Genomic DNA, 17,654 nt, shown 5'->3' with positions numbered 1-17,654 from the left:
ACATTCTGATCGAAATCGATGGCACGATCACCCGCTTCGAGGCCCCCGGCTCTCTGCCAGCATGCGCGGAACCGGCTGCATGCTGGCAAGCGCCATCGCGACCCATATCGCCTTCGGAAGGAAGCTTTCGGACAGCATCCGCCTTTCCAAGGATCATGTCTTCGATCAGTTGCTCGCCAAGACACAATTCCCGTAAGCGGGATAGCAGCCTTCAAAATTCAAGCCTGCCCACGCGGCCGCGCCAGATCGTTGACGCCTTCCGGATCGGGCGCGTAGCCATAGCTCATGCGCCGCATCTGGGCGATGACCCGTTCCATTTCGTCATCAGGCAAAACCGGAGGTTCGCCGAGCGTCAACGCCTGCACATACATGCGCGACAGGGTCTCGATTTCGATCCCCATCCAAAGGGCACTTTCGAGGTCCTTGCCGAGCGAAATCTGGCCGTGCTGGCCAAGCAGGCAGGCGATCCGATCTTTCAGCGCCGCCAGCGCATTGTCGGACAGCGCCTGCGTGCCGAAGGTCGCATAGCCCGCGCACCGAACAGTGGTGCCCCCGGCAATGCCGGTCATGTAGTGGAAGCTCGGAATGGTCTTGTGGTGGCAGGCAAGTGTCGTTGCATAGATGGAATGGCAATGCAGCACGACGTTGATGTCCGTGCGTTCGCGCAGGATATCACGGTGGAAACGCCACTCCGAGGATGGCCGGCGGCCGACATAGGTACCGTCGAAATCCATCTCGACCAGATCTTCCGGCTGCATCGTATCATAGGGCAGCGACGACGGCGTGATCAGGAATCCAGTATCAGTCCGTACCGAAAGATTGCCGGCCGTTCCCTGGTTGATGCCGCTGGAATTCATGCGCCGGCAGATATCGACCATTTCGCGGCGCAGCGCTGCTATATCGGTTGGTGTGTTGCTCATGTCATAGGCCTTTCTGGAGACGTGCGGGTGTGTTGGTACGGGAAAGCTGGCGCCAGCGCTCGGCATAGCGGCCAAGGGCGTTGGCGATGCCGGGCATGGAAAGCGGCGTATTGAGGGCGATGGGTGCTTTTATCGTGCGCGTTGAATGGCCGGCGAGAAGTGCTGCACCGGAGGCGACACCATAGGCGTCTAGGCTGTAGAGCGTTTGCCGGTCGGGGCGCAGGGCTGCAACGAGTGCGGCATAGAGCGGCTCGCGCAGAAAACTGCCATCAAGTACCACAAGGCCGTCGCTGCCCAGCGCATCGAGGCATTCTGCGGTCAGGAGCGCGGTGTAAAGCACAGCAAGTGCCTTTCGCTCGACAGGATCAACGGGAAGCGGACCGATAAAGCGTCCCTTTCCCGCACTTCCGGGAAACAGGCCGTCATCGTCGCCAAAGGATGGCAGCACCACGGTGCCCTGCTCGACCAGGCGCTGAATAGCCTCAGCCGAAACCGGGCGGCTATCCGTTTGCGGGCCGGCGACCAGAGAAAATTCGCGGCCGCCCATGGTCAGTGCACCACCCACCGGCCGGCCATCGACATCGCTGTTGCAGGTCATGCCGCGATGCTCGTCCAGCCGCTCCAGCGCAACGGCGCCGTTAAGCGCAACGATCCAGGTTCCGGTCGAGACCACGGTAGCCCCTGTCAGACCCGCTGCCTGATAGCGATAGAAATTGGCACTGCTGTCATGGATCCCGGCCAGGACGTCGATATCCTGCGGCAGTCCGTATCGACTGGCGAGCGCTGGCCGGATCTTGCCGATGCGTTGCCAGGCATGGGCGAAGGGCGGCATCAGGCTTTGCCAACCGCAGGCGGCAACAATCGGCGACCACCGCCGCTCGACCGTGTTCCAGAGATGGGATTGAGCCCCGAGAAAAGTCGCTTCCGACACCGCCACGCCGCTCAGACGCCACGCCCAGTATTGCGGCACGCCGAGAAACCAGCGCGCCTTCGCAAAGGCTTGCGGCTCGGCATACTGCATCCAGTACATCTGCCGCGCCTGGTGCGTGGCACCCAGCATCAGCGCACTGCCGCGATCGAAAAACGAACCGGAAAGCGGTGCATAACGCAGCCGGATGTCTTCCGGCAGCGGCTGCTCGTAGTCGATCATCGGCAGCGCCGTTCCGTCGCCATTTTCATCCGGGTCGGGGCCGACAAGCACACCGCCGGAGCCGTGGCCGGATGTCACGAAGGACAGGATGTCATGACGCCGACAAAGCTCTGTCAGCGACGACATCACCCAGTCCCCGTCCCGGCCAGATCGTGATGGCGCCAGGGCGGACCGTCCATAACCCCATTGGCAATGGAGACGGTTTCCAGAATCGTCCCGTCCTCGCAAACAGCACTCAGCTTGACATTGGTCTTGCCGACATCAAGCACGGCGATGCGAGCGTCCGATCCTTCCCGCATCGCCTGCGTCATCCCATGTCCCTTCATGTTCAGATTGCGTCAGATCAGGCCGTATTGCGCGGCCTTGTTGCGCAGGAAGGGCAGACCATTGCCCATGACTTCCTCTTCGTCCTTGGCAACCGGGCGCCAGACGGCAAGACCGTAGGCAACCTCGGGCGGCATATTGATGAAGCTCTCCATCGCGAGCCCCCCTTGAAGCCGATGGCGGCAAGTGCTGCATAGATCTCGTCCCAAGGAACATTGCCGTAACCCGGCGTGCCGCGGTCGCTTTCGGAGAGGTGGATGTATTTCAGGTGGTCGCGGGCCACGAGAATGCCGTTTGCGGCGCCCTTTTCCTCGATGTTCATATGGTAGGTGTCGAGATGGACGAAAACATTGTCGGCACCGACGCGTTCGATCATATCGACGGCTTGGGCAGCCGTGTTGATGAGATGGTTTTCGTAGCGGTTGACCGCCTCAACCCCAAGCTGAACGCCGCGTGACTTTGCGTGTTTTGCCGCCGCCTGAAGAGCCCGGGCGATGTTGTCATATTCCTTTTCTGTCGGCGGCACGCCGGTGCGTTCGCCGATGCCGCCGAAGATGACGCCCGACAGCGCTTCAGCCCCCATGTCGGCGGTCTTGTCGATGGCAACCTTGAGATACTCGACTGCCTCTTCCGGATGCACGGAGGCCCAGGCGTGTTCCGGCAGGCCCAGCGAGCAGACCGAGCGCAACTGGTGCTTTTCGAGAAGCTGACGACTGTGAGCCGCATCGACGGCTGGCGCATTCAGGAGCGCGATCTCGATGAAATCCATCTTGTATTTCACCGCTGCCGCAATGGCCTTTTCGGCGCCCTCGCGGTTCCAGTTCATTGTCCACATGCTCGTGTGAACGCCAAAACCTTCCATAGTCCCTATCCCTTCTTGCGTTTGAAAATTTTGAAATGCGAAGACATCCAGCGCAGCAGCATCACGCTGATCAGAAGGATGCCCCAGACGGCAGTTGCGAGATGCTGATTGGCGCCCATCAGATTGAGCCCGGATGACAGAAGCTGCAGCACGACCAACGCAAGGAAGACCGGGATGACCCTTCCGAAACCACCAAACGGATTGACCCCGCCGAGGAAGCAGGCAAGCACTGTGATCAGCAGATAGGACTCGCCGTGACCGACGCGCACGGAATTGAACCGGGCCAGCATGATGATGCCGGCAATTGCGCACATGGCCCCCGACAGCATGTAGACGAGGACCAGCACCTTGCGGGTATTGATCCCGGAATAGCGGGCAGCTTCGATGTTGGAGCCGATCATGTAGGTGCCGAAACCGAGCTTCGTCCGGGTCAGCAGCACATGCCAGATCAGCACGCAGGCAATGAGGATGAGAAGCGGGATCGGCAGGCCGAGAATGCTGCCATGGCCGATCGGCTGCAGGAATGCGGGGAAGCCCGAGACGTCACCGCCGCGCGTCAGGAATTCGCCAAGCCCGCGCAGGAAGATCATCATCGACAGGGAAACGAGGATCGGATGCGCCTTGGTATAGGCAATGACCAGCCCCATGATGAGGCCGCTTGCAGCACCGACACCGATGGCAAGCAGGCTGCCGAGCAGGAAAGCCACCGGCCCGGCATCGGCACCGCCGTTCTGCTGCAACACCCAGGCGACCGTCAGACCGGCAATGTTGGCCGTAAACGTGATGGCGAGATTGAGCCCGCCGGTGAGGATCGGCAAGAGCATGGCGAGCGTCAACAGCCCCAGCTCCGGCAACTGGAATGCGACAGATCCGAATGTTGCGCCCGTCAGGAATTGCGGCGAGCCGATGCTGAAGAAGATCATCACGGCAATGAAGGCGGCACCCGGCCCGGCGATTTCCGGACCCACCCAGGATACAAAACGATCGACAACGGATCTCATCGGCGCGATCCCTCCCGCATGAACGGCAACAGGCGCTCGATGTTCGTGTTCGACAAAGTGATGGCGACTAGGATGATGGCGCCGATGATCATCTTGAAGGCAAAAGGCGAGACGCCCATCAGGTTCAGCCCGTTCTGGGTGATCGAGATCATCAGCACGCCAAGCACGCAACCAAGCACCGTGCCCTTGCCGCCGCCAAGACGGGCGCCGCCGAGAACCACCGCTGCCAGAACATCGAGTTCACGGCCATAAAGCGCGTTGGGGACGACTTCCTGCGCGTAATGCGCCTGGACGAGGCCGGCGATCCCCGCCATCAGGCCCAGCCAGCCAAAGGCGATGAACTGCATGCCGCCGACATTAATACCGAAGCGGCGGGCGCCTTCCGGATTGTCGCCGAAGGCGTAGAGCTGGCGGCCGGTTGTCGTGCGGGTGATCAGCACCCAGGTCGAGATGACGCAGGCAACCATGATCAGGACCGGAAGGGTGATTTCCACCCAGCTGCCATCGGCCATTTCATGCTCGAACAGGATGACGCGGCTCGTTAGCCAGTCCGGCAGATTGTAGATCGACACGCCGCGCGTGAAGAACATCAGGAGGCCGAAATAGATGTTGAAGGTCGCGATGGTGGCGACGATCGAAATGATCTTGAACCGGTGGATCAGGAGTGCATTGATCGCGCCGAGCGCCACGCCGAGAATTGCAGCGATCAAGAGTCCCGAGAACCAGCCGCCACCACCGATGCTCTCCAGAAGCAGCGCGGCGACATACTGCACCACGGACGCGGCAACGGCGAAAGAAATGTCGATGCCGCCGGCGATCAAAACGACCAGCAACCCCACGGCAAAGATGATGTTGACCGAGCTTGTGTTCAACAGATCGAAGGCATTGCCGAGCGTAAAGAAACGATCCGTCGCCAGCGACAGGAACAGGCTGATGAGCGCGATGACAGCGAGCAACGCGAATTCGGTGGCGTGGGATTGAACGATCTTACGCATAGACAGCCGCCTCGATGTCTTTCAGCGTGCACTGGCGCGGATCGAAAGCACTGCTGATCCGACCGCCGGCCATATGCAGCACCCGGTCGGCATTGAAATAAACCTCCGGCACTTCGTCGGAGATCAGGATGATCGCAAGTCCGGTTTCGGCAAGCTTTGCCACGATCTCGAAAATGCCGGCTCGCGCGCCGACATCCACGCCGACGGTGGGTGCGTCGAGGATCAAAAGTTTCGGATTGGTCGCCAGCCATTTGGCGATTGCGATGCGCTGCTGATTGCCCCCGACAAGGTCGAGATCGCATCCGATTGCTTGCCGATTTTGACGCCGAGATCGGCGACCCATTGCGCGACCAGCTGGCGCTTGCGCTCGTCCGACAGCAGCCCGTTGGTGCGAATGCCGTCGAGCGAGGCAATCACCAGATTGTCGGCAATCGACTGCGGCTGGATCAGACCGAGCGACAGCCTGTCTTCGGAGAGATAGGCGACGCCGGCCTCGATTGCCTCGCGGTTGGTGGAAAAACGCACGGGCTTGCCATCCAGCACCACCTCGCCGGAGTGCGGCTTCAACATGCCGAACAGGGACAACGCAAGCTCGGTTCGGCCCGCCCCCAAGAGCCCGGTGATGCCGAGCGTCTCGCCCCTGCGCACGGTGAAAGAGACATCCTCGAACTGACCCGGTCGCGTCAGGTTCTTCACCTCGAGCACAACGGGATTGGCATCTTTCGGCTGGGCACGGACATGCTGGTCGAAGGTGCGGCCGGTCATCAATTCGGTAATGCGCGACTGCGTCATACCCTCTGTCGAATAGACCCCGACGAGGCCCCCATCGCGCAGGACCGTCAGCCGGCTTGAAATCTCCAGCACCTCGGCGAGGCGATGGCTGACGAAGACGACGGCAACGCCTGAGGCCGAGAGCGTGCGGACAATATCCAGCAGGTGATCGGTTTCGGACTGGGTGAGCGACGCTGTCGGCTCGTCCATGAAGACGATCTTCGCCTCACCGACCAGCGCGCGGGCAATCGCCACGATCTGGCGCTGCGCGATGGGGAATTCCTTGAGCGGCAGGTCGACGTCGAGTGTGACGCCAAGGCGCTTCAGGGCGCGGATCGCCGTTTCGCGCATGCGGCCATAATTGACGAACCGCGGCCAGCGGCCAAGCAAAGTCTGGAAGGCGATGTTCTCGGCAACGGTCATCTCGGGAAACAGAGCGAGATCCTGCCAGATGACCTGGATGCCACCATTCTGCGCCGTGACCGGCGACATGTGGGAATAGGTCTGACCGTCATAATCGATGACAGCACCGCTCGCAGGTCGATAGACACCGGTGATGATCTTGATCAAGGTGCTCTTGCCCGAACCGTTCTCGCCGGCAAGGCAGTGCACTTCACCCGGCATGACATCGAAGCTGACATTCTTCAGCGCCTTCACGCCACCAAAGGTCATGTTGATGTTGCGCAGGGACAGAAGCGCGCGCGCGTCTGCTTTCTCGCCGGAAGGATCGGTCATTCGGATATGCCTAACAGGGTACATGGTCGTAGAACCTGCCGGGCCAGCCGAAGCCGGCCCAGCAGTCGGGAGAACCCTCTAGCGGATCACAGGCCCATGCCGGCCAGTTCGTCCACGGTATCCTTGTTGATTGGCAACAGCTGATCGACGATGATGTCGTTGCCGGCAGGCTTGATGACGCCAAGACCTGGAATGTCATCACCTTCTTTGACGCTTTCGCCCTTGATCAGGCGATCGGCCATGGTGACGAAAACCTCGCCCGCCTGCTTCGGATTCCACATGAAGCCGCCGGAAATCGCGTCCGACTTGATGAGCTTCTGGCCCTGGCCGGGGAGAACGGCCCAAGCACGAAGATTTCACCAGTCTTGCGGCGCTCCTCGACGGCGCGGCCGGCACCGATCGGACCCTGGCTGCCGAAGGCAAGGAAACCATGAAGGTTCGGATGGGCGGCAATCAGATCAAGCGCCGTCGAGCGGCTCTTGTCGACGTCTTCCGCCACGCCGTAGCGTTCGCCAACGAGCGTCATGTCCGGATGGTTGGCCTTGATATAGGCGATGGCAGCATCGGCCCAGGCATTATGCAGCGGCACCGTCAGCGAGCCGACGAAGACGGCATATTCGCCCTTGCCGCCCATCTTCTCGGCGAGCAGCTTGCCGTGGGCTTCACCGAAACCGGTGGACGAGGCCAGCTCGAAATTCCAGTCGGCGCCCTTCTGGCTTGGCGATTCATGCGTCACGACAAAGATGCCTGCCGCCTTGGCCTTGGCCAGAACCGGCTCCAGCACTTTTGCGTCGTTCGGCACCACGCCGATAACCTTGACGCCCTGAGCGATCAGATCCTCAATGGCACGAACCTGAAGAGCCGGGTCAGCACTGGTCGGACCGACCATGAAGGCGTCAAGACCGAGCTTGGCACCCTGTTCCTTGATACCGGCCTCCATGGCATTGAACCACGGAATACCGCCGATCTTCACGACGACGCCAACTTTATCGGCAGCCAAAGCCGCGAACGAGACGCCAAGCGACAGCGACGCAGCAAGCGCCACGACCATAAATTTCTTCATTCGAATTCCTCCTCAAAGTCCCCGTCAGGGGAACGTCCTGACCGCTGCGGACAGCCGGCCCTCCAATCAGAATTTAAACGGGAATCAAGCCTCAGCTTACCCTCCCGAAAACCGCCTCCTCAAGCGATACCGCGTTGCACAATCGATATTTCTTTTTGCACAATCGATGGTGCAATTAATATCAAATAGATTTATTCTTTCGTCAAGCGGAGATTGGTGCGACAGGATTGCCTAGAGGCGTCAGCGCTATTTCCGAGGAGACAGCGACAGATTCAATGTATTAGAAACACTGAACTTTTCCGCCGCGCTGGCGGCATGAAAAAATGGCAGAGGGCGGGAATGCGACAGGAGAGCAAGAAAAAGGCGACTATCTATGATCTCTCTGTCCTGTCCGGGTGTTCCGCCTCGACGGTCAGCGCAGTCCTGAACGGCACTTGGCAAAAGCGCCGGATCAAGGAGAGCACGGCCGAACTGATCCGTGGACTGGCGGAAAAACACCAATATACCGCAAATCTCCAGGCGCGCGGGCTGCGCAGTTCGCGATCCGGCCTCGTGGGCCTCTTGCTGCCGGTGCATGACAACAGATATTTTTCCTCGATGGCGCAGACCTTCGAGGCCTATGTGCGCGCCAGAGGGCAATGCCCGATCGTCGTCAGCGCCTGCCGCGATCCGCAGGAAGAGCGGCAAACGGTCGAGACGCTGATCTCGTACTCGATCGACGAACTTTTCGTGGCCGGCGCCACAGATCCGGACGGCGTGCACGCCGTTTGCGAAGCGGCCGGCCTCAAGCACATCAACATCGATCTTCCCGGAACAAAAACCCATTCGGTCATTAGTGACAACTACGAGGGCGGGCGACTGCTGACCGAGGCGATCATCCGTCATTGCGATGGCGACCGTCCATTGCAGCCGGAGGAACTTTATCTCTTCGGCGGTCGCAACGACCATGCGAGCCGCGAGCGTATCCGCGGATTTCGGGAAGTGAAGCGCGAGATATTCGGGGCGGATCCGGAGGAGTGCATCCAGCCGACCGGCTATTCGCCGGCCATGACCCAGAAGGCATTCGAAACCTTCTACGCGCGTGAAGGCCGCCTGCCGCGCGCCTTTTTCATCAATTCCTCGATCAACTTCGAAGGCCTCCTACGCTTTCTCGGCCAGCACCCGCACGAGACCTTCGCCGACATCGTCGTCGGCTGCTACGACTATGACCCCTTCGGCTCCTTCCTGCCCTTCCCCGTGATCATGATCCGCCAGGATGTGGAAAGCATGATCGCCAAGGCCTTCGAAATCATCGACCAGGGCCGCTCGCCACCACAATTGCATCTGATCCGACCGGAACTCGTACCGCCGCGCACGGCGCTGATGGGGCCACTCGATGCTCTGAAAGACATCGACTGACGAAAGGAGCCTAGCGAAACCTCAGTGTTCCACCGGCACGAAGAGGCCCAGCTTGATATCCTTGAGCACCACATTCGTATGGATCCGCTTGATCTGCGGATTTTGCGCCATGATACCGGCGGTGATCTCGTCATACTGGCCGACATCCCTTGCGGTGATGATGGCGATCAGATCGACGGAACCTGTGACGTAATAGACCTGCTGGATATGGTCCTGCTTCTCCGCCCAGATGCGGAATTTCGACAGGGCGTCATAATTCTCCCGCTCGATCTCCATGCCGGCGATGAAGGTCATCGAATTGCCCGTCACCTTGCGATCGACGACAGCGATCTCGGCAGAAATAACGCGCTCCTCACGCATGCGCTTCAGCCGCCGCTGCACGGCCGATGCCGACAGACCGACCTCCTCCGCGATCGTCTCGGCCTTCAGTTGGCAATTCCTCTGGACGATTTCCAGAATGTTGCCATCGAAAGCATCCAATAGTCCTGCCATTTCAACTCCTTACATACCGCGGCCAGCAACCGGCTTCAGGTTCCAGCAGCCAGATAAACCAATCGCATATTTCCCGCATTTATTACACGATCAGCGCGGCGTTGCCGCAGGATAATCCTGTATTTGCGGGCGAACGTCGAAACTGCAAACTAATGTGCCTCTCTATCGCCCCAGTCAGGCAGCAGACGGAAACAGCAGTCCCGGAGACCATCAAATGAGCGACGTTCTTATTCTCGACGGCGGCATGAGCCGGGAACTGGTCCGATTGGGCGCCCAATTGCGGCAACCCGAATGGTCTGCTCTGGCCCTCATCGATACACCGGAGATCGTTCGCGACGTGCACCGCGAATTCATCGAGGCGGGTGCGGATGTGGTCACCACCAACAGCTATGCGCTCGTGCCCTTTCACATTGGCGAGGAACGCTTTCGCGAGGAGGGCGAAGCGCTGATCGCGCTTTCGGGTCGGCTGGCACGGGAAGCGGCAGATGCTTTCACCGCGCGCAAGGTGCGTGTTGCCGGTTCCCTGCCGCCCATCTTCGGCTCCTACGAACCGCAGCTTTTCCAACCAGAAAGGGTTCAGGACTATCTGACGGTTCTCGTCCGCGGTCTTTCGCCCTTCGTGGATGTCTGGCTGGGCGAGACGCTCTCCCTCATCGCTGAGGGCGAAGCTGTGCGACAGGCCGTTGCCGACACCGGAAAACCGTTCTGGATTTCCTTCACGCTCGCCGATGAAATGGCAGTCGGGGCAACAGACGTGCCACGCCTGCGCTCCGGCGAGACGATCGCCCAGGCTGCGGAATGGGCAGCATCGGCAGGCCTTGAAGCCTTGCTTTTCAATTGCAGCCGCCCGGAGATCATGGCAAGCGCCGTCCGCGTCGCTGCGGATGTCTTCAAAAAGCGGAATGCAAAGATCGCCATCGGCGTTTATGCCAATGCCTTCGAACCGCTGGAGGACGACGGCGCCGCCAACGAGGCCCTGCATGCGACCCGCGAGGACCTGACCGGTGACGTCTATTGCGATTTCGCCTGCGACTGGGTGGAGGCTGGCGCCTCGATGATCGGCGGATGCTGTGGAGTCGGCACCGATCATATCCATCGGCTGGTGCGCCGTTTGAAAGCCTGAGTGAGTGTCTCCCGATGCTGGCGCAATGGCTCAGGGGAAAGCGGAGTAAATTTTAGGGAGATGCTGCGGGTAAACGCAGGTCTTGAACCGATTGTGCCATACCTATAAGCACCAAAGCCCGAATAAAGCAGCGAAGACATAGGAAATCGCGGAAAAGCTCGGTAAACATTTACTGAAATCTATTTCCCCTGACGCTTCGCTGTGGCAGGCTGCGCCTCAGCCGTAAAAATGGAATGCTGGTAATGGTAACGATCAAGGAAATCGCCAAGGCCGTCGGCGTGTCATCCGCCACGGTATCGCGTGTCCTGAACTACGACCCTGCCCTTTCCATTTCGCCGGCAAAACGGCAGGCGATCATTGAGACAGCAGAGGCGCTGAACTACGAGACGCCACGCAATCGCAACAAGGCGAGCGGCCAGGCAGCACCGAGCCCGCTGACCAAGCTCGTCATCGTGCATTTCCTCGAACCGTCCGACGAGATTGCCGACCCCTATTATGTCGGCGTTCGTCTGGGCATCGAAACCCGCTGTCGCGAACTCAAGACCGAGATCGTCAAGGTTTTCCACTCCGACGCCCTTCCAGAGGCGTCCCTGCTTGAGAGCGCATCCGGCGTGATCGTGATCGGCAAACACTCCGACAATGAAATCGAATGGCTGCAACGTCACGCACGGCAGGTCGTCTTTGCCGATTTCGACCCCAGGATCGACCAGATCGACAGCGTGCTCTCGGATATGGGAATCGCGACCCTTAAGGTCCTGGATTCCCTGAAAGCCGGTGGCTACAAGCGGATCGGATTCATCGGCAGCCATGAAAAACTGAACGGAACCGTCACGCCTTTCGGCGAGAAGCGCTGCGCTGCCTATATAAATTGGCAGAAGCAGCAAGGCACTTTCGATCCTGAACTCCTGGCACTGGCCGATTGCTCATCGGGGCAAAGCCTTCGACTGGACACAGGCTATCGGCTGGCCCGCGATCTACTGGCGCTACCGGAAAAGCCGGATGTCATCGTGACCTCAAACGACAACATGGCGATTGGCACCTACAGGGCGATCCAGGAGGCCGGCCTATCCATACCCGACGATATCGGCGTAATCTCGTTCAACGATATCCCGGTCGCACAATTCCTGATGCCGCCGCTGACGACGGTCCGCGTTCATGGCGAGCATATCGGCGAAGTCGCCGTCGATCTGCTGCTGGAGCGCCTGTCGGGCCGCACCTATGGCAAGCAGGTGCACATTTCCACAGAGCTCATCCACCGCGAGAGCTGCCGCAGCGCCATGAAATCCTGAACGTTTTTCAAGACGTTCGCAGGCGCAATAAATATTTACTAAATTTTCCTTGCGTGTTTTCCAATTTTGGGTAAATCTTTCGATATCGGCACGGGAGGAGACCATGTCGAGCCAAATTCGTTCGGGAGGAACACATGTATCACAAAACGATTCGTTCGCGTTTCGCGGCTGCAGCTTTCGCAGGCGCAAGCCTCTTTGCATCCACCGCCGCTTTTGCCGGTGAGGTCACCATCTGGTGCTGGGACCCCAATTTCAACGTCGCGATCATGAAGGAAGCCGGCGAGCGATATACCGCCAAGCATCCGGAAACGACGTTCAACATCGTTGACTTCGCGAAAGCCGATGTCGAGCAGAAGCTGCAGACAGCCCTGTCGTCCGGCACGACGGACGCGCTGCCGGATATCGTCCTGATCGAGGACTACGGCGCGCAGAAATACCTTCAGTCCTTCCCCGGCGCCTTTGCCGAGTTGAGCGGCACGGTCGATTACTCCGGCTTTGCACCCTACAAGGTGCAACTGATGACAGTGGATGGCAAGGTCTACGGCATGCCGTTCGACAGCGGCGTCACGGGCTTCTACTACCGCAAGGACTATCTCGAGCAGGCCGGCTTCAAGCCCACCGACGTTCAGGACATCACGTGGGATCGGTTCATCGAGATCGGTAAGCAGGTCGAGGAAAAGACCGGCAAGAAGATGATGGGCCTCGACATCACCGATGCCGGTTTCACCCGCATCCTGATGCAGTCCGCCGGTCAGTGGTATTTCGATGCTGACGGCAATCTGAATATCGAGAACAACACCGCACTCAAGGCAGCGCTCGAAACACAACAGAAAATCCTGCAGGCCGGCATCTACAAGCCGTCTTCCGGCTGGACGGAGTGGGTCGGCAGCTTCACCTCCGGCGATGTCGCATCGGTCACGACAGGCGTCTGGATCACCGGTACCGTCAAGGCGCAGGCCGATCAGGCAGGCAAATGGGGCGTGGCCCCGATCCCGAGCCTTGGCATCGAAGGTGCCGGACACGCGTCCAACCTCGGCGGATCGAGCTGGTATGTCCTGGAAAGCTCGGCGGAAAAAGCCGATGCGATCGCCTTCCTGAACGAGACCTACGCCAAGGACATCGACTTCTACCAGAAGATTCTCACGGAGCGCGGCGCAGTCGGCTCGCTGCTCGCAGCCCGCACCGGTGACGCCTACATGAAGGCGGATGACTTCTTCGGTGGCGAAACTGTCTGGCAGAACTTCTCCGACTGGCTGTCGAAGGTTCCTCCGGTCAACTACGGCATCTTCACCAATGAAGTTGACACCGCCGTCACCGCGCATCTTCCGTCGCTCGCTCAGGGTGCGAAGATCGATGAGGTCCTGAAGCAAATCCAGAGCCAGGCCGAAGGCCAGATCCAGTAAGCAGTCCTCCTCCCAGCGACGGGCGCCCCTACGCCCGTCATCCGCCAAAACGGGCGGCCTTGTCGAAGGCCGCCTGATCATTCGCGGGCACTGCCGGGCACCGAAAAGACCGATCCACCCAGAAGCGGAACGACGATCATGGCTCTTGCAAAACCAGGCGGGTTGAAGCGCTATTACGATGTGAACGGCTGGCTGTTCATCGCCCCGGCACTCGCGCTCATCGGCATCTTCCTGATCTATCCGATCTTCCGCTCGCTGTTTCTGTCCTTCTACTCGGGCAAGGGCATGATGCTGAAGTTCGCAGGCTTCGGGAACATCACCCGCCTGTCAAATGATCCGGTCTTCCTGAAGGCGCTGATCAACACCACGACGTTCTTCGTCATCCAGGTGCCGATCATGATCGTGCTGGCGCTGATGCTGGCGTCGCTGCTCAATACCGACAAGCTGAAGTTCGCCGGCTTTTTCCGCACCGCAATCTTCCTGCCTTGCGTCGCCTCGCTGGTCGCCTATTCCGTGCTGTTCAAGAGCATGTTCTCCGTCGATGGCGTGATCAACCAGGCGCTGATGGCCGTCGGCCTCATCGGCACGCCGATCGGCTGGCTGACGGAGCCCTTCTGGGCAAAGGTGCTGGTCATTCTGGCGATTACCTGGCGCTGGACCGGCTACAACATGATCTTCTATCTGGCGGCACTGCAGAATATCGACAAGTCGATCTACGAGGCCGCCCGCATCGACGGCGTTCCTGCCTGGGCGCGGTTCGTGCACCTCACCATCCCGATGCTGAAGCCGGTCATTCTCTTTACCACCATCATTTCGACGATCGGGACGATCCAGCTTTTCGATGAAGTCTATAACCTGACCGAGGGTAAGGGCGGGCCGGCGGATGCGACAATCACCCTGTCGCTCTACATCTACAACCTCACCTTCCGCTTCATGCCGAGCTTCGGTTATGCCGCGACGATCTCCTATGTCATCGTCCTGATGGTCGCCGTCCTGTCCTTCCTTCAATTCTACGCTGCGAGGGACCGCTCGTGAGACCGACACCCGCCCCCTCCGCGCGCGCATGGCGCATCCTGCCCGGCGCAGCGACCTATATCGCGCTGTCCATCGCAGCCTTCGTCTCGGTCTTTCCCTTCATCTGGATGCTGATCAGCTCGACCAACACGTCGATCGACATCATCAAGGGCAAGACAAGCTTCGGCGACGCATTCTCGACCAATGTCGCGAATTTCTTCACCCTTGTTGATGTGCCGCTGGTATTCTGGAATTCGGCGAAGGTCGCCATTCTGACCACGCTGCTGACCATCGCGGTCTCGTCGCTGGCCGGCTACGGCTTTGAGATGTTCCGCTCGAAGATGCGCGACCGCATCTACTCGCTGGTGCTGTTGACCCTGATGGTACCGTTTGCCGCCTTGATGATCCCGCTCTTCATGATGATGGGCAAGGCAGGGCTGATCAACACCCATATCGCCATTCTCTTGCCGACCATCGCCTCCGCCTTCATCATTTTCTACTTCCGCCAGTCGACCAAGGCTTTTCCGACCGAACTGCGCGACGCGGCCAAGGTCGACGGGCTGAAGGAATGGCAGATATTCCTCTACATCTACGTGCCGGTGATGCGCTCGACCTTTGCGGCGGCATTCGTGATCGTGTTCATGACAAGCTGGAACAACTACCTCTGGCCGCTGATCGTGCTGCAGTCCAACGAGACCAAGACGATCACGCTTGTCGTCTCTTCGCTCGCCTCGGCCTACTACCCCGATTTCGGCGTCGTCATGATCGGTACGATCCTTGCGACACTTCCCACCCTCCTCGTCTTCTTCATCATGCAGCGCCAGTTCGTACAGGGCATGCTTGGTTCCGTGAAATAGGATTTCGTCAATGCGCAGATATGAAAGCTTCAACGGCAACTGGATCTTTGCGGAGGGCTTCGACCCGACCGCGACGGACCGGCCGCTGACGGGCGAGACAATCCGCCTGCCGCACACGGCGGTGGAGCTTCCTATAACTATTTCGATGAAACCATCTACCAGAAGGCCTTCACCTACCAGAAGGTGCTCACCTGGGAAGACGGCTTCGAGGGCCGCGAAGTCTCGCTGGTCTTCGACGCCGCCATGGCCGACAGCGAGGTCTATCTCAACGGCCACAGGATCATCGCGCACAAGGACGGCTACACACCCTTCGAGGCGCGCCTGACACCGCATCTGAAACGGGGCGAGAACCTCCTGACCGTTAAGATCGACGGGTCCGAGAACCCGGAAATCCCGCCCTTCGGCGGACAGATCGATTATCTCTGCTTTGCCGGCATCTATCGCGACGTCTGGCTGAAGGTCGCAAGCCCGGTATCGATCGCCAACGTCAAGATCGAGACGCCGGATGCGCTGGCCGACACCAAGTCTGTCACCGCCCGCGTCTTTCTCGCCAATCCGGAGGGCCGCGCCTTTGCTGGGACGATCTCCGCACAGATCAGCCGTCGCGGCGGCGGCGATGTGGCGACGGCGTCCGTTAATGTCAGTGCCAACGAAGCCTTCCTGACATTCGAAAACCTGACCGGGATCGAACTCTGGGACATCGACAATCCGGTGCTTTATGCCCTCTCGCTAAAACTTGAGACGGAGCATGGCGAAGACGTACTGACGCATCGTTTTGGTTTCAGAACCGCCCAGTTCACGCCGGACGGTTTCCTGTTCAACGGCAGGCCGCTGAAGCTGCGCGGCCTCAATCGTCACCAGAGCTGGCCGCATACCGGCTATGCCATGGGCCGTCGGGCACAGGAGAAGGATGCCGACATCCTCAAGTATGAACTGGCCTGCAACATCGTCCGCACCTCGCATTATCCGCAGTCGAAATGGTTCATTGAGCGCTGCGACGAGATCGGCCTGCTCTGCTTTGAAGAGATTCCCGGCTGGCAGCATATCGGCGGCACGGAATGGCAGAAGGAATCCGTCGAAAACGTTCGCTGCATGATCGAACGCGACTGGAACCACCCGTCGATCATCATCTGGGGCGTGCGCATCAACGAAAGCCAGGACAATCACGACTTTTATGCCGAGACAAACCGGCTCGCCCGCGAACTGGATGCGACGCGACAAACCGGTGGCGTCCGGTTCATCACCAATTCGGAACTGCTCGAAGACGTCTACACGATGAACGACTTCATCCTCGGCCAGGAGGAGATGCCGGGCAACAATCGCGGCCGCGTCGTTCTGCGCGACCGGGTGGAGACGACGGGCATTACCCGGCCGATCCCCTACATGATCACGGAATACAACGGTCACATGTATCCGACAAAACGCTTCGACCAGGAACAGCGCCAGGCCGAACACGTCACGCGGCACCTGCTGATCCTCGATGCGGTCGCGGGCGACAGCAATATTTCAGGCTCCACCGGGTGGTGCATGTTCGACTACAACACCCACAAGGATTTCGGAGCCGGCGACCGCATCTGCTATCACGGCGTGCTGGACATGTACCGCATCCCGAAGCTGGCAGCTTATGCCTATGCCTCGCAGGGAGACCCGAAGGACGGTGTCGTACTCCAGCCGGTCACCTTTTGGGCGCGCGGCGAGCGCAATGTCGGCGGCGTGCTGCCGCTGATCATCCTCACCAACTGCGATTATATCGAGGTGAAATTCGGCGAGTGGCCGGCCAAGCGCGTCTATCCGGACCGGGAGAATTACCCGCATCTTCCCCACCCTCCTGTCGTTCTTGACCTCCGGAGCGTGACGCCCGAAGAATTCGGCACCTGGGGCCGCGTCTGGCGCGAAGGCACCTTCACTGGCTATGTCGATGGCAAACCGGTGAAGTCTCTCACCCTGCCGGCCGATCCCGTCCCGACCACGCTGGAAGTCACGCCGGATGACACGGCACTTCGTGCCGGTGAAAAGGACGCAGTGCGCGTCGTTATCAGGGTCCTCGACCAGTGCGGCAATCTCCTGCCATTCTTCGAAGAACCCGTTTCGCTGGCGCTGGAAGGCCCGGGCCGCATCATCGGCCCAGCCGACCATACGCTGAAGGGCGGCGCCACCGGTTTCTGGATCGAGGCTGGCGATGAGCACGGGACGCTGACCTTGACCATCAAGAGCCGACGCTTCGCCACAAGCACCACAACCTTTACCATCAACTGAG

At 59.8% G+C, this 17,654-nt stretch carries 11 protein-coding genes and 5 pseudogenes; 8 read left to right on the top strand and 8 right to left on the bottom strand.

Annotated elements, in window-relative coordinates; genetic code table 11:
* Positions 1-79 precede the first annotated feature (79 nt).
* Positions 80-196, top strand: coding sequence for a hypothetical protein (locus P6U16_RS14775; RefSeq protein ID WP_277701189.1), 117 nt, complete (start codon positions 80-82; stop codon positions 194-196).
* A gap of 22 nt (positions 197-218) precedes the next feature.
* On the opposite strand, the gene P6U16_RS14770 is transcribed toward P6U16_RS14775, so the two are convergent.
* The 7 genes and pseudogenes from P6U16_RS14770 to P6U16_RS14740 form a co-directional block, all read right to left on the bottom strand.
* Positions 219-920 (bottom strand): class II aldolase/adducin family protein, encoded by a 702-nt coding sequence (locus P6U16_RS14770; RefSeq protein WP_277701188.1) that lies wholly within the window; start codon positions 918-920, stop codon positions 219-221.
* 1 nt (position 921) lies between these two features.
* Positions 922-2,381: pseudogene (locus P6U16_RS14765) on the bottom strand (FGGY family carbohydrate kinase).
* A 27-nt stretch (positions 2,382-2,408) separates the two neighbouring features.
* Positions 2,409-3,256, bottom strand: a pseudogene (locus P6U16_RS14760) (sugar phosphate isomerase/epimerase family protein).
* Positions 3,257-3,261: 5 nt separating this feature from the next.
* Positions 3,262-4,257, bottom strand: coding sequence for an ABC transporter permease (locus P6U16_RS14755; RefSeq protein WP_277701187.1), 996 nt, complete (start codon positions 4,255-4,257; stop codon positions 3,262-3,264).
* Positions 4,254-5,252, bottom strand: a complete 999-nt coding sequence (locus P6U16_RS14750; RefSeq protein WP_277701186.1) for an ABC transporter permease — start codon at positions 5,250-5,252, stop codon at positions 4,254-4,256. The genes P6U16_RS14755 and P6U16_RS14750 overlap by 4 nt, the downstream gene beginning before the upstream one ends.
* Positions 5,245-6,758 (bottom strand): annotated as a pseudogene (locus P6U16_RS14745) (sugar ABC transporter ATP-binding protein). The gene P6U16_RS14750 and the pseudogene P6U16_RS14745 overlap by 8 nt, the downstream one beginning before the upstream one ends.
* An 86-nt stretch (positions 6,759-6,844) precedes the next feature.
* Positions 6,845-7,821: pseudogene (locus P6U16_RS14740) on the bottom strand (substrate-binding domain-containing protein).
* 339 nt (positions 7,822-8,160) lie between these two features.
* Here P6U16_RS14740 and P6U16_RS14735 point away from each other — a divergent pair.
* The gene (locus tag P6U16_RS14735; protein WP_277701185.1) at positions 8,161-9,219 is read left to right on the top strand and encodes a LacI family DNA-binding transcriptional regulator; all 1,059 of its coding nucleotides are present in this window, start codon (positions 8,161-8,163) and stop codon (positions 9,217-9,219) included.
* A 21-nt stretch (positions 9,220-9,240) separates the two neighbouring features.
* On the opposite strand, the gene P6U16_RS14730 is transcribed toward P6U16_RS14735, so the two are convergent.
* On the bottom strand, positions 9,241-9,711 hold the full coding sequence (locus P6U16_RS14730; protein WP_277701184.1) for an Lrp/AsnC family transcriptional regulator: 471 nt from the start codon (positions 9,709-9,711) through the stop codon (positions 9,241-9,243).
* Positions 9,712-9,925: 214 nt separating this feature from the next.
* Between P6U16_RS14730 and P6U16_RS14725 the strand changes: the two genes are divergently transcribed.
* The 6 genes and pseudogenes from P6U16_RS14725 to P6U16_RS14700 all read left to right on the top strand — a co-directional run bounded on the left by P6U16_RS14725 (position 9,926) and on the right by P6U16_RS14700 (position 17,653).
* Entirely contained in the window at positions 9,926-10,834 is a 909-nt protein-coding gene (locus P6U16_RS14725) for a homocysteine S-methyltransferase family protein (protein ID WP_277701183.1), read from the top strand.
* Between the two features lie 242 nt (positions 10,835-11,076).
* Positions 11,077-12,123 carry a LacI family DNA-binding transcriptional regulator gene (locus P6U16_RS14720; RefSeq protein WP_277701182.1) on the top strand — a complete coding sequence of 349 codons (1,047 nt, stop codon included), beginning with the start codon at positions 11,077-11,079 and terminating at the stop codon, positions 12,121-12,123.
* Positions 12,124-12,257: 134 nt separating this feature from the next.
* A complete protein-coding gene (locus P6U16_RS14715; protein WP_277701181.1) occupies positions 12,258-13,526 on the top strand; it encodes an extracellular solute-binding protein in 1,269 nt (422 codons plus the stop codon).
* Positions 13,527-13,664: 138 nt separating this feature from the next.
* Positions 13,665-14,561 carry a sugar ABC transporter permease gene (locus tag P6U16_RS14710; protein WP_277701180.1) on the top strand — a complete coding sequence of 299 codons (897 nt, stop codon included), beginning with the start codon at positions 13,665-13,667 and terminating at the stop codon, positions 14,559-14,561.
* The gene (locus P6U16_RS14705) at positions 14,558-15,397 is read left to right on the top strand and encodes a carbohydrate ABC transporter permease (RefSeq protein ID WP_277701179.1); all 840 of its coding nucleotides are present in this window, start codon (positions 14,558-14,560) and stop codon (positions 15,395-15,397) included. The genes P6U16_RS14710 and P6U16_RS14705 overlap by 4 nt, the downstream gene beginning before the upstream one ends.
* Positions 15,398-15,407: 10 nt before the next feature.
* Positions 15,408-17,653: pseudogene (locus tag P6U16_RS14700) on the top strand (glycoside hydrolase family 2 TIM barrel-domain containing protein).
* Position 17,654 lies beyond the last annotated feature (1 nt).

Source organism: Rhizobium sp. 32-5/1 (assembly GCF_029537235.1).
Taxonomy (GTDB): Bacteria; Pseudomonadota; Alphaproteobacteria; order Rhizobiales; family Rhizobiaceae; genus Pararhizobium.
Note: the sequence above shows the minus strand (reverse complement) of the source record. Positions and strands in the feature narration are given on the sequence as shown.

Bases quoted from the DNA above. Each gene is read 5' to 3' on its own strand.
- P6U16_RS14775 (WP_277701189.1), top strand. From the start codon at position 80: ATGCTGGCAAGCGCCATCGCGACCCATATCGCCTTCGGAAGGAAGCTT.
- P6U16_RS14770 (WP_277701188.1), bottom strand. From the start codon at position 920: ATGAGCAACACACCAACCGATATAGCAGCGCTGCGCCGCGAAATGGTC.
- P6U16_RS14755 (WP_277701187.1), bottom strand. From the start codon at position 4,257: ATGAGATCCGTTGTCGATCGTTTTGTATCCTGGGTGGGTCCGGAAATC.
- P6U16_RS14750 (WP_277701186.1), bottom strand. From the start codon at position 5,252: ATGCGTAAGATCGTTCAATCCCACGCCACCGAATTCGCGTTGCTCGCT.
- P6U16_RS14735 (WP_277701185.1), top strand. From the start codon at position 8,161: ATGCGACAGGAGAGCAAGAAAAAGGCGACTATCTATGATCTCTCTGTC.
- P6U16_RS14730 (WP_277701184.1), bottom strand. From the start codon at position 9,711: ATGGCAGGACTATTGGATGCTTTCGATGGCAACATTCTGGAAATCGTC.
- P6U16_RS14725 (WP_277701183.1), top strand. From the start codon at position 9,926: ATGAGCGACGTTCTTATTCTCGACGGCGGCATGAGCCGGGAACTGGTC.
- P6U16_RS14720 (WP_277701182.1), top strand. From the start codon at position 11,077: ATGGTAACGATCAAGGAAATCGCCAAGGCCGTCGGCGTGTCATCCGCC.
- P6U16_RS14715 (WP_277701181.1), top strand. From the start codon at position 12,258: ATGTATCACAAAACGATTCGTTCGCGTTTCGCGGCTGCAGCTTTCGCA.
- P6U16_RS14710 (WP_277701180.1), top strand. From the start codon at position 13,665: ATGGCTCTTGCAAAACCAGGCGGGTTGAAGCGCTATTACGATGTGAAC.